Genomic DNA, 12858 nt, shown 5'->3' on the forward strand with positions numbered 1-12858 from the left:
GCCGCGCCGTTCAGTGGTGGCCGCTCATTCCTCCGCCTCCTACTCCTCCGCCCCCGCCGCCAGCGCCGTCTGGATGAGGGACGGCTTGCGGCGGACTATGTGGAGGGCTCGGCCCGGGGGGAGTACTCGGGGCTTTACATTGCCGAAGACGTAGCCCTCCGACGGGGAGCAGGACATCAGGACGCCGGGGGTGTTGACCTCGTCGAGGCGGCGTAGGAGCTGGTCGTTGAGGCCGCGGCCCGCGCCCGTGGCGGAGCGGGCTACGACCACGTGCAGGCCCAACTCGTGGCCCAGCGCGAGGTGTTCGAAGAGCGGGGCGAAGGGGTGGTCCATGACCGTGCCGCCGCCGACCATGTCGTAGTCGTCGACCAGGACGAACAGACGGGGGCCCGACCACCAGTCGGCCTGCCGCATCCGGGCCGGGGTGATCTCCTGGCCGGGCACGCGGGTGCGCAGCGCCTTCGCGGAGCCGCCGACCAGTTGCTTGAGGGCCTCCAGGGCCACCGCGTGGCCGAGGCGGTACTCCTCGGGGACGGCGTCGACCAGGCCGCGCCGGTAGTCCACGACCAGGATGCGGGCCTCGGCGGGGGAGTAGCGGGCGACGACCGCGTCCGCGACCAGCCGCAGCAGGTTGGTCTTGCCGCTCTCCGTGTCGCCCACGGCCACCAGGTGCGGGTTGCGCGAGAAGTCGTGCCAGACGGTGCCGAGGGTCTCCTCGTCCTGGCCGAGCGCCAGCTTGAGGCTGAGGCCGTCGCCCCGCTCCGGCTCGGGCAGTTCGGCCGCGGGCAGCCGGTGCGGAAGCATCCGGACCTGTGGGGCGCGCGGGCCGTGCCAGGCTGCCGCGATCCGGTCCACCAGGTCCGCGACGCCCTCGCTGAGCGTCTCCGGGTCCGTGGAACCGTCACCCCGGGGCAGCGCGGACAGGAAGTGCAGCTTGGTCTCGACGGTGAGACCCCGGCCCGGGATCTGGGGCACCGCGCTCGCCTTGCGGATGTCCACCACGGAGTCCATCGTGTCGCCGAGCCGGAGTTCGAGCCGGGTCGCGGACTGGTCGCGGACCGGGGCGGTGAGTTCCAGCCAGCGGGCGGTGGCGACGATCAGGTGGATGCCGTAGTTGAGGCCGCTGGTGGCGATCTGGTTGAACGTGGGGATGAACTGGTCGAAGTTCTGCCGCACCGCCGACCAGCCGTCGATCACCAGGAAGATGTCGCCGTGCGGTTCGTCGGGGAACTCCCCGGCCGCGCGGCGCCGCCGGTAGGTGGACATCGAGTCGATGCCGTTGTCCAGGAAGAACTGCTCGCGCTGGGTGAGCACCGCGGTCACCTCGGCGACCGTACGGCTGATCCGCTCGGTGTCGAGGCGGGCCGCGACCCCGCCGACATGCGGCAGCCCGGTGAGCTGGGAGAGCGTGCCGCCACCGAAGTCGAGGCAGTAGAACTGCACTTCGCGAGGAGTGTGGGTGAGCGCGAGGGCCATGATGAGGGAGCGCAGCACCGTCGACTTGCCGCTCTGCGAACCACCCGCGACGGCGACATGGCCACCGGCCCCGGCGAGGTCCACCACGAGCGGGTCACGGCGCTGGTCGAAGGGCTTGTCGACGAGGCCGACCGGCACCCGCAGGCGTCCGGCGCCGGTCCAGCGGGACGCGGTGAGACCGCGGTCCGGGTCCTCGGCGAGACCGCCGAGCAGGGTGTCCAGCGGGGACGCGGTGTCCAGCGGCGGCAGCCACACCCGGTGCGCGGGCGGCCCGGAGTCGCGCAGCCGGTCCAGCGCCACCGACAGCAGGCTCTCGACGCTCTCCTCCGCCTCCGGCTCCGGCACGATCGCGGCCGGTGCCGGGGCGCGCGGCACGATGTAGCCGGTCGACCAGGGCACCACCTGGGTGGCGACCCGGGCCTGCGCGACGGCCCCGCCGCGCCTGCGGTAGGGGCCGGACACATAGGCGGCACGGAAGCGGGTGAGGGCCTCGACCCCGCTCTTCAGATAGCCGCTGCCGGGCTGCGAGGGCAGTTCGTACGCGTCGGGCACACCGAGGACACCCCGGGACTCCATCGCGGAGAAGGTGCGCAGACCGATCCGGTACGACAGGTGCGACTCCAACTGGTGCATACGGCCCTCGTCGAGACGCTGCGAGGCGAGCAGCAGATGCACGCCGAGGGACCGGCCCAGGCGGCCGATCATCACGAACAGCTCCATGAACTCCCGGTGCGAGGCGAGGAGTTCGCTGAACTCGTCGACGACGACGAACAGGCTGGGCAGCGGGGCGAGATCGGCGCCGCCGGCCCGCGCCTTCTCGTACTCCAGGGCCGAGGTGTAGTTGCCGGCCGACCTCAACAGCTCCTGGCGGCGGATGAGTTCACCGTGCAGCGCGTCCTGCATGCGCTCCACCAGGGCGGCCTCGTCGGCCAGGTTGGTGATCACGGCGGAGGTGTGCGGGAGTTCGTCCAGACCGAGGAAGGTCGCGCCGCCCTTGAAGTCCACCAGGACGAAGTTGAGGGTTTCGGAGGAGTTGGTGAGCGCGAGGCCCAGGACCAGGGTGCGCAGCAGCTCCGACTTGCCGGAACCGGTGGCGCCGATCAGCATGCCGTGCGGACCCATGCCGCCCTGCGCGGACTCCTTGATGTCCAGCTCCACGGGCCGCCCGTCCGCGCCCACCGCGACCGGGACCCGCAGCCGGCCGGAGCCGGTGTGCTGCCGCCACAGCGTGTCGGGGTCCAGCCGGTGCAGGTCGGCGATGCCGAGCAGAGCGGTCAACTCGGTGTCGTTGGACAGCGGTTCGACCGCGTCGGAGGTCAGGCTCATCCGGTACGGCGCGATCAGCCGGGCCAGCGACTCGGCGGCCACCGGACCCACCCGGTCGGGGCGGCCCAGGACGGTGGTCTGCTCCTTGCGGCTGCGGTCGGTGCGCACCAGCGCCACCGCGTCGGGACTCACGTCGAGGCGCAGCGTGGTGCGGCCGGGCCGCCAGGTGAGGGAATCGGACAGGTCCAGCACGATGGCGTTGCGGAAACCCGGCCCGTCGAAGCGGTGGCCGGCCGGGATGCCCGCGCCGTCCACCACGACCACCACCAGCGGCTCGTCACGGCCGGGCACCGCGTCCGGGTCGAACGCGGGCCGCTCGGAGAACTCGCTGCCGAGCTGGTCCTCCAGATCGGTGAACGCGGACGCCACCATGCGCAACGGACCGGCGCCGTCGGTCTCTTGAGGATGCTGGTTGTGCGGGAGCCACTTCACCCACTCCCACTCCGCGCGCACCTCGTCACCGGCGCACACCGCGATCCACAGCTCCTCCGGCGGGTGGAACAGGGCCAGTTGGGACAGCGCGGCGCGCAGCATGCCCCGGGTGGCGTCGCGGTCGCCGCGGACCAACACCCTTGACCAGGACCGCAGATACAGCGCGATGGGCTGACCCGGGACGGTGCTGTAGGCGCGGATGAAGCGGCGCAGGGCGTGCGCGCACAGCGGTTCAAGGTCCTCAACAGGCTTGCTGGAGACGGGAGTCAGCCGCATCGCGAGCTGCTGGTCGCCCACGGCGATCCGGACCTCGCCGAAGTCCTCGTCCTTGACCCGGCGCTCCCACAGCCGTGTGGTGCGGACCATGCCGCGCAGCAGCCGGGGTTCGGGGTGGCGCCAGGCGAGCGCGAGCTGCTGCTCGACCACGGCCCGCTGCACCGTACGACGACTTTGCGCCAAGTACCGCAGATAGTCCCGGCGTTCGCCGCGCAGCCGCTGCTTGCGGTCACCGGCCTTGCGCATGACCTGACCGACCATCATCGCGCCGACGGCCATCACCATCACGCCGAGCGCGATGTACATGAAGACGCCGCTGGACTGTCCCCCCGACCGCAGGAACATCATCATCATCGAGACCGACATCATCCCCATCGGCAGATACGTCCACACGGCGGACGTATCGGGGACGGTCTCCATGAGAGTCGGCGGCTCCTGGAGGACCAACTCGCCGGCGGGCATGTCGGGTCCGCGACGGCGGGCGGGGCGACGGAACAGGACCACGCTCAACGCTTGGGGCTCCTAACGGACTTCGCGCACCGCGGCAGTACGTGGGGGTGTGCACCCGGAAACAACCTCGGCACTCGCACGCGGATCACGCTGTCAACACCGTTCGTGGGGGCTCCCGTTGACACGAGTCGTAGGGAGTGTCAGTAGTGTGCACCCCGTCAACTCCGTACGTCCATGTCACCCCCCTGCTTCACCCGCGCCCCTCGCGCCCCCCACGCACGCCGAGCCGCGTGCCCCCGTTTCGATGTCCAGGAGACGTGAGCCCCGGTATGACCGACACTTCCGTGACCGGACTGTGCCATCTGACCGTCCGGGCCCCGGCCCGCACCATCGACCTCGCCGTGCCCTCCGACGTACCGGTCGCCGATCTGCTGCCCACGGTGCTGCGGTACGCGGGGGAGGAGGCCGAGGAGAACGGTCTCGAACACGACGGCTGGGTGCTCCAGCGCCTCGGCGGACGGCCCCTCGACGAGGAGGCGACCCTCGCCTCGCTCGGACTGACCGACGGCGAGGCGCTCCATCTGCGCCCGCGCACCGAGGCGTTGCCCGAGGTGCGGCTCGACGACCTGGTGGACGGTATCGCCGCGGTGACCCGGGACCGGCTGCACGGCTGGAGCCCGGAGGCGGCGCGACGGCTGCTGCGCGGTCTGCTCGCGGTGGCGGTGCTGGCCGGACTGGTCCTGCTGGCCCTGCCGGGCGCCCCGGCGTCACTGCGCGCGGCCACCGCCGTAGGCGCCGGGCTGCTGCTCCTGGCCGGTGCGGCCTCGGCGAGCCGGGCCGTGGACGACCCCGTCACCGGCACGGTCCTGGGCCTGCTCGCCTCCCCCGCCCTCGCGCTCGCGGGCTGGCTGGTGCCGGGCGGTGAGCTGAGCGGTCCGCAGGCCCACCAGGTGCTGGGGGCACGGCTGTTGGGGGCGGCGGCGGCCTGGGCGGGCGGCGCGGTGCTGGCGCTGGCGGCCTCCGCGGCGCGTACGCCACTGTTCCTCGCGTCGGCGCTGGTGGCGCTCGCCACGGCGGTGGGTGGTGTGCTGATGACGGTGTTCGACGTACGCGTGGCGGCCGCGGCCGGTGTCGTCGCGGCGCTGACGGTGCTGCTGGGCGGGCTGGTGCCCGCGCTGTCGTTCAAGTTCGCCGGGATGCGGATGCCCGCGTTGCCCACCAACGCACAGCAGTTGCAGGAGGGCATCGAGCCCTACCGGGGCAACGACGTCGCCGTGCGCACCGAACTCGCCGGCGAGTGGATGACCGCGCTCTACGGCGCGACGGGCGTGCTCGCCTCGGCCTGCCTGGTGGCCCTGGCCCGCCGCCCGAGCCTCCCCGCGGTGCTGTGCGCCCTGGTCCTGTCCCTGCTGCTGCTCCTGCACGGCCGGGGTCTGGTGAACACGGCCCAGCGGCTGGTCCTGGTGCTGCCGGGTGCGTGGGGTCTGCTGCTGCTCGCATTCGGCTGGGGGCTACGGCTCTCCGGTTCCGAGCGGGCGCTCCTGGTGGCGGGCCTGCTGGCGGTGGCGGCGGTCCTCACGGTGGCGGTGTGGACCGTACCGGGACGGCGCATGGTGCCGTACTGGGGCCGGGCCGCGGAACTGCTGCACTCCCTGTTGGCGATCGCCCTGCTCCCGCTGACGCTCTGGCTCCTGGGTGTCTTCGGCACCCTTCGCGGCATCACGGGCTGACCCGCCCGCGAGGGCCCCGAACACCAACCAGAACGACCCAGCCGGGAGGAAAGCGTGCGGTCGAAGCGCGACCAGGTGCAAGCGCACACGTTCATGATGGGCCGCCTGACCTCGGGCATGCTGCTGGCCGACCCGGACGCACCGGAGAGCCCGCTGGGCCGTACCAGCCGTGGCGCGCTGGTCGGCGTGATCTTCGGGGTGCTGATCTGCGCCGGGGCGCTGGTGTACGGGCTGATCAGACCGGGCGGCAACGACGCATGGCGCAGCGGCGACACCCTGATCGTCAACAAGGACACCGGCGCCCGCTATCTGTACAGCGAGGGCCGGCTGCGCCCGGTGCGCAACTACGCCTCGGCCGTGCTGATCGGCGGCTCCGACCTGACGACCACCTCGGTCGGCTCGAAGTCCCTGGCCGGTACCCCGGTCGGCAAGCCGGTCGGGATCACCGGGGCCCCCGACTCCGTACCGGCGCCGGGTGAGTTGGAGACCTCGCCGTGGCAGGTGTGCTCGACCGGCTCCGGCCGGGAGACGACCCTGGTGCCGGGCGCACCGGTGGCGACGGACGCGGTCGGCGTGAAGTCGGCGCTGGTGGTGCGGGGCCCCGACAAGCGCACGTATCTGGTGTGGCAGGGCAGCCGGCTGGAACTGGACAAGGTCTCGGGCGCGGCGGAGTCCCTCGGCTACGCGCCGGTGACGCCCCGCCCGGTGTCGGCGGCCTTCCTGGACGCCCTGGTGACCGGCCCCGAGCTGGCCACCCCGAAGGTCGAGGGGCGGGGGACGGCGGGTCCGGAACTGGGCGGCAGGGCCACCCGGATCGGGCAGGTGTTCCGCGTGGTGGCGGGCTCCGGGAACCAGGAGTACGTCCTCCAGAAGGATGGCCTGCACCCCGTGACGGACACTCAGTCGGCGCTGCTCCTCGGCGACCCGGACACCCGCAAGGAGGCCTACGACGGGGGATCTCCGTCGGTCCTCACGATCGACGTCTCCGACCTGCGGGCCCACCAGGCGCCGGGCACGGCCGGGACGGACCCGTCGGTGGCCGGGCTGCCGGACAGCCCGCCGAGCGCGTTCGCTCCCGGGTCGGGCGAGTCGGTGTGCGCCCAGGTCGACCCGGCCGACGGGCAGGTGCGGGTGACCTCGGTACGGGTGGCGGACTCCGAGCTGTCCCCGGCCGCACAGCCCGACACGACCGCGCTGACCGCCGCGTGCGTGGCGGTGGACCGGGTGGTGACACGACCTGGCCACGGCACACTGGTCCGTGCCTTGGGCGCGGCCGGGGGCACAGTCGGCGACACCACGTTCCTGGTCGGCGACGACGGAGTGAAGTACCGCATCCCGGACGCGAACGCCCTCGCCGCCCTCGGCTACGACGACACGACACCGGTACGCGTCCCCTCCACCCTCCTCTCCATGCTCCCCACCGGCCCGACCCTGAGCCCCCAGGCCGCGGCCTCCGACTCGACAGCCGGGGGCACCCCGGGCACGTCGACACAGTGCGGCGGCACGAGCGCCGGTGGCACGGGCGGAGGGCCCGGCGCGGGCCTGCCCGCCATCGCCGGACAGGTTCCGGCGGGCGCGTCGGCCGCGGGGGCGGGGTCGGTCTCGAACTCGGTGTCAGCCGGGGGGAACTGACTGATTCACGCCGTTGGAGATCGTGTTCACGCCAATCAGCAACAGGTCCAGAACCGGAATCCACGGAGGCTCGTGTTCCGGTCAAGTTGCTTACCAGTAAAAGGCGTTGATCGGAACCTGATGGCAACCTCATATCTTCCTCAGTTCGTTGCCAGCGCAACTTCCCTCAATCTAGGCTCAGTTGTATCCGTACGACAGATCGACTTACGAAAGGTGGGACGATGGCTGGAGATGGCCAGCAGTCAAGCGAAGGTTCGACCCGGAACGGAATCCAGGCCCTGGAGAGCGCTTTCAGCGGCATTGTGAAGATCCGTCAGGATGTCGACAGCACCCGTTCCACCCTGGGCAGCGGCTACCAGGGCAGCGACGGCGGCCAGTACGGCCAGCTCCTCGCGCAGTGGGACGGCCAGTGCAACGTCATCCTCAAGAACCTCGAAGACGTCATCGACCGGCTGAACCAGAGCCTCGTGGAACACAACAAGACCCAGGGTTCCTCGAACGACTCCATCAACCAGGCGTACAACGCGGCGCAGTCGGCCTTCGACCAGCTCGCCGGCTGACCTCGCGGTCCCGCTCGATCCCCCCATCGCGTAAGAGAGGCAAGCTGTGGCAGACAACCTGTCCGACGGTGTCATCTACGTCAGCTACAACCACATGTCGAACGCCGCGGACGACATGGTCGCGCAGACCAAGGCGATCGCGCAGACGCTCTCCAGCCTTGAGCAGGAACTCGGCGAGCTGTCCAAGACCTGGTACGGAAACGACGCCGACACCTACCGCCAGAAGCAGGCGGCCTGGGACGGCGCGGTGCAGAACATGGAGCTGCTGCTCACCTCGCACTCCCAGCTCCTGAACGAGATCTCCAACAGCTACAAGTACAGCGAGAACTCCCTCAGCCAGATGTGGTCCGAGGTCACCATCGGCCGCTGACCCGGCCGGCCCCACCGCACCGACCGCCCTTGTCGAGGTCGGTGCGGTCGAGGCACCTTCCCGTTCCGTCGCCGCGCCGTACGCCGGAGCCGGCGCGTCCCGCCCGCGGAGGCACCCATGGCAGACCTGACCCATCTCGACTCGACCGCGCTGAAGAACTTCAAGAACACCGACGTCGCCGACTTCATCAGCGATCTGCTGGCCATCCGCAAGGACAACGCGGGCGTCCGCTCCCTGAAGAACCTGGTCGCGGAGACCGGCGACGGCTCGGCCGCGGGCCTTGCCAAGATCCTGCGGATCGGTCTGATGAACGGCGGCGACAGCAAGGACCCGGTCGGCGGCTCGACGCTCGTGGAGGCGCTCAAGACCCAGGCGAGCGCGCTGGACAAGATCCTCACCGGTCAGAAGACCCTCTTCGACGACATCGACGATGCCCTGGACGAGACCATCACCACCCTGCTCAAGACCCAGGGCGACAGTCTCGCGTCGATCGACGGCGAGAAGCTGATGGACATCTTCGACACCGTCGACGGCGACATGAGCGGCTCCGACTCCCAAGGCTCCTGAGGCCGGCCCGGCGCGCGGCCCATCCGCTCCCGCCGGCCCCTGCCGAGCCCCCGCCCCCTCCTCCTCCGCAGCGGAGTTCCGCCCCATGGCCGACAGCACCAGCACCTCCGGAACCCCCAGCTACGACCCGGACGACTACTTCGCCCAGGCCGTCACCGACTTCACCGGCTACACGATCCCGCCCCGGTCCACCCTGTTCGACAAGCTCAGCAGCTCGAACAGCGACGACTTCTCCGACCTCAAGCTGTTCCGGATGGACATCCAGGGCATCGACATGCGGTCGGTGACCGCGGCCGACTACTCGGCGATCGGCGGCTGGCAGGTCAACAAGGGCGAGGACTACGACCTGGCCTTCTACGACGCCGGCGGGGACGGCGCGCACGACAGCGTGAGCATGAAGAAGGCCCGGATCGTGATGATCGGCGTCACCGTCGACGGGAACGGCCGGGCCACGCTGTGGAGCGGCGGGGAGGTCACGGGCGGCGGCGCGTTCGAGGGCTCGTACTCGCACGTCCAGTGGGACTCGGGGCCGATGGCGCAGTACATCTCGGGCAGCAAGCTGGTCCTCGACCACCTGCTGTCGTCGCCCTACTCCACACAGGGCTTCTCCTACAGCGGGCTGTCGGTCATCGACGACAACGCCGTCGACATGCTCTCCTTCGAGAACACCGGGCAGTCCTTCGACCGGGTGGTGCAGTTCTTCAAGGACCACTCGGACATCGTGAACCAGTGGATGACCTCGCTCGGCGAGGACCAGGCGGCCTGGAAGGGCAAGGCGGCCAGCCTGTTCTGGCATCTGCTGGACGAGCTGAAGACCAACTACAACGGATACGTCTCCCAGTTGGGCGGCAGCGACTACACGGCGACCAACAGCACGCTGGGCGGCTACGTCCCGAAGTCGAAGCTGAGCGACGCGCTGGCCGCGGCCCAACTGGCCCTGAAGGACGCGGTCACCGCCCTCCAGACCGCGTGGACCGACTGGGCCTCGGACGGCCAGCACGACCCGCACTACCACGTGAAGAAGATCCTCGACGACATCAGTCAGTGGGTCATCAACAACAACATCAACCACGTGCTGTCGTCGACGCAGTCCACCTACAGCGAGTACGGCGGTGGCACCTACACCTCCTACTCCACGGACGCCAACTTCAAGCAGAACGTCCCCGACTACGGCGACCTCACCCAGCACACCACCTGGCAGAAGGTCGCCGACGCCGCCGTCAAGAGCTGGTCGGACCACGCGGACAGCAAGCTCAAGCAGCCGTCCATCGACGCGCTCAGCGCGGTGAAGAACGCCTGGGCGGACGTGCAGGACGCCTTCGACGACGAGGTCAAGAACAAGAACTCCGAGACGCTCGCCGAGGTCCTCCAGAAGGAGGACGCCGAGATCGCCGAGGACGAGGCGAACAAGAACAACGAGAACCTCAACAACGACCTGAACAACCTCAACAACAACCTGAACGACCTCGGCAACAACTTCAACAATCTCAACGACAACCTGAACGACAACCTCAATAACCTCGGCAACAACCTGAACGACAACCTCAACAACCTGGGCAACAACTTCAACAACCTGAACGACGGTCTCAACGACAGCCTGAACAACCTGAACGACGGCCTCGGGAACAACCTCGACAACATCGGCAACGACCTGAATTCGAGCCTCAACAACCTCAACGACGACCTCGGCAACAGCCTGAACAACGTCGGCAGCGGGCTCGACGACCTCAACAACCTCAACAGCGACAGCCTGTTGAACGGCGACGGCTCGTCCAACGACCCCAGCAGCCTCGTCAACTCCGCGCTGAACGGCGCCCTCACCCCGTCGCTCCTGAACCCCAACAACACCGACGAGAACAGCTCGACCTCGCTCAACTCCCCGACCGGGAGCAGCACTCAGCTCAACGGCGACGGCAGCCTCACCACGACCTTCCCGGACGGCTCCCAGCAGACCATCGACCCGTCGACCGGCCTGGTCACCACCACCAACCCGGACGGCACCACCTCGGTCTCCCAGCTCAACCCGGGCAGCACCATCACCAACCCGGACGGCTCGACCACCACCCTCAACGACGACGGCACCCTCACCACGAAGTTCCCCGACGGCACGAGCCAGACCCTCGACCCCACCACCGGGCAGGTCAGCACCGTCAACCCGGACGGCACGGTGAGCACGTCGACGCTCAACCCGACTGACGGCTCCTTCACCACCCCGGACGGCTCGACCGGCCAGATCAACCCCGACGGCTCGGTGACCACCCACTTCGCGGACGGCTCCACCGAGACCCTCAACCCGGACACCGGTCAGATCTCGGTCACCGACCCTTCCGGCAACGTCACCACCTCACACCTCAACCCGGGTGACACCTTCACCAACCCGGACGGCTCGACCACCACGCTCAACAGCGACGGCACCCTCACCACGCACTTCCCGGACGGTTCCACGCAGAACCTCAACCCGGACACGGGACAGCTCAGCACCACCGACCCGTCGGGCCACACGACCACCACCGACATCAACGGCACCGACCTGCCCTCGTCCTCGATCGACACCAGCGGCCTCAACGGCAACGGCATCGACACGAGCGGCATCGACACAAGTGGACTCAACGGCAACGGCGTTGACACGAGTGGCCTGAACACGAGCGGGCTCAACAGCGACGGGCTGAGCGGCACCGGTGGACTGAACACCTCGGGCGGCCTGGACTCCGGCCTCGACAGCGGCTACGACGACTACGACAGCACCCCCTACACCGGCGGTGCGCTGCGCTCCGACGCCCTCGACGGAAGCACCCTCGCCGCCTCCGCCGACACCCAGAGCGCGTCCAGCGGCACCCCGCTCAACCCCATGGGGATGGGCGGCATGGGAGGCATGGGCGGCGGAATGGGCGGCGCCGGCGGCGGACAGGGCGGCAACAGCGAGCGCACCCGCGCCGTACTCACCGATCCGGCTAACGGCGCCACGCGGCGCGGCCGTACGGGCCGGACGTCGTCCGTGGACGAGGACGAGGACGTCGTCTACACCCGGCCCACCACGTCCAGCGCCCCGTACCCGGTGGGCGGGCCCGGCAACGGCAACGGCGCAGGCCAGAACGGCCGTTCCACGGAGAGCGGCGACCGGGCCCGGGACGCATGGCTCACCGAGGACGAGGACGTCTGGGGCACGGACGAGGGCGGTTCGCCGGCGGTGATCGGCCGATGAGCAGCGAGTCGATCGAGCAGCGGCTCGCCAAGGCGATGGCCGAACTGGAGGCCACCGAGGCCGCGGTGGCCCGCGCGGAGAGCGAACTCGCCCACGCGGAGAGCACCGTACGCTCGGCGGACCGCGCGGTCGAGGTGACCGTGACCGCGCAGGGCGACCTGACCGCGCTGACCTTCCTGGACGACAAGTACCGCACGATGCCCGCGGGTCAGCTCTCCGCGAGCGTGCTGGAGGCGGTACAGGAGGCACGGGCCCGGATGGCCCGGCACGTCATGGCGACCTTCGAGCCCTTCACCAGGGCGAACCCCGAGGCACCCGAGATCACCGGCTTCGACGTGGACTGGAACAAGATCTTCGGGCCCGGTGTGCTGGAAGGCCCCAAGGGCGGCCGACGGCGCGGAGCCGGCCGGCTCCGCGACGAGATCAACGAAGACCCGGAGGACTGAGGACACGATGTCGGAGAACGCCTACTTCGCGAGCCCCCCGGCGCTCATCGCCGGCACCCGGCAGATCGACCAGATCAGCCGGCTGGCCACGGACATGATCAACGAGTTCATCACCGATGTGTCGGCCACCTCCAAGTGGCCCGGGCACGACGACAGTTACGCCAAACAGATGCTGCCGCAGGAGAAGCAGCAGCGGGAGGGCTCGGTGAAGACCGGCACATCCCTCTCCGAGGCGATCGTCGGTGTCGGCGACGGCACGCTCGCCAACCTCAAGAGCGTGCTCGGCACCCAGAGCGGTGTACTCGACGCCATCCACGACTCCAGCGTCAACACGGGCGACACCGACGGTGGTTCGCACGGCGGAAAGCACTGACGTACCGGACCACCCCTG

General features: G+C 69.9%; 9 protein-coding genes. 8 read left to right on the top strand and 1 reads right to left on the bottom strand.

Annotated features, from left to right (window positions below; all coding sequences use genetic code 11):
- Nucleotides 1–39 precede the first annotated feature (39 nt).
- Nucleotides 40–3972, bottom strand: coding sequence for a type VII secretion protein EccCa (eccCa, locus tag ABZT04_RS35630; protein ID WP_356061830.1), 3933 nt, complete (start codon nt 3970–3972; stop codon nt 40–42).
- Nucleotides 3973–4289: 317 nt separating this feature from the next.
- On the opposite strand from eccCa, the gene eccD reads away from it, so the two are divergent.
- The 8 genes from eccD to ABZT04_RS35670 all read left to right on the top strand — a co-directional run bounded on the left by eccD (nt 4290) and on the right by ABZT04_RS35670 (nt 12840).
- Complete coding sequence (gene eccD, locus ABZT04_RS35635) at nt 4290–5690, top strand: type VII secretion integral membrane protein EccD (RefSeq protein ID WP_356061804.1); 1401 nt, start codon at nt 4290–4292, stop codon at nt 5688–5690.
- Nucleotides 5691–5744: 54 nt separating this feature from the next.
- Nucleotides 5745–7322 (top strand): type VII secretion protein EccB, encoded by a 1578-nt coding sequence (gene eccB, locus ABZT04_RS35640; RefSeq protein WP_356061807.1) that lies wholly within the window; start codon nt 5745–5747, stop codon nt 7320–7322.
- A 221-nt stretch (nt 7323–7543) separates the two neighbouring features.
- Nucleotides 7544–7882 (top strand): hypothetical protein, encoded by a 339-nt coding sequence (locus tag ABZT04_RS35645; RefSeq protein WP_033285066.1) that lies wholly within the window; start codon nt 7544–7546, stop codon nt 7880–7882.
- A 46-nt stretch (nt 7883–7928) separates the two neighbouring features.
- A complete protein-coding gene (locus ABZT04_RS35650) occupies nt 7929–8252 on the top strand; it encodes a WXG100 family type VII secretion target (protein ID WP_355902004.1) in 324 nt (107 codons plus the stop codon).
- 117 nt (nt 8253–8369) lie between these two features.
- A complete protein-coding gene (locus ABZT04_RS35655) occupies nt 8370–8819 on the top strand; it encodes a type VII secretion system-associated protein (protein ID WP_356061810.1) in 450 nt (149 codons plus the stop codon).
- 85 nt (nt 8820–8904) lie between these two features.
- Entirely contained in the window at nt 8905–12021 is a 3117-nt protein-coding gene (locus tag ABZT04_RS35660) for an AAWKG family protein (RefSeq protein ID WP_356061812.1), read from the top strand.
- Nucleotides 12018–12467: a YbaB/EbfC family nucleoid-associated protein gene (locus ABZT04_RS35665; RefSeq protein ID WP_356061815.1), complete on the top strand. Its 450-nt coding sequence runs from the start codon at nt 12018–12020 to the stop codon at nt 12465–12467. Before ABZT04_RS35660 ends, ABZT04_RS35665 begins: the two co-directional genes overlap by 4 nt.
- Before the next feature lie 7 nt (nt 12468–12474).
- Entirely contained in the window at nt 12475–12840 is a 366-nt protein-coding gene (locus ABZT04_RS35670; RefSeq protein ID WP_356061818.1) for a hypothetical protein, read from the top strand.
- Nucleotides 12841–12858: the final 18 nt, after the last annotated feature.

This window comes from Streptomyces sp. NPDC005492 (genome assembly GCF_040605995.1).
In the GTDB taxonomy this organism is placed as follows: Bacteria; Actinomycetota; Actinomycetes; order Streptomycetales; family Streptomycetaceae; genus Streptomyces.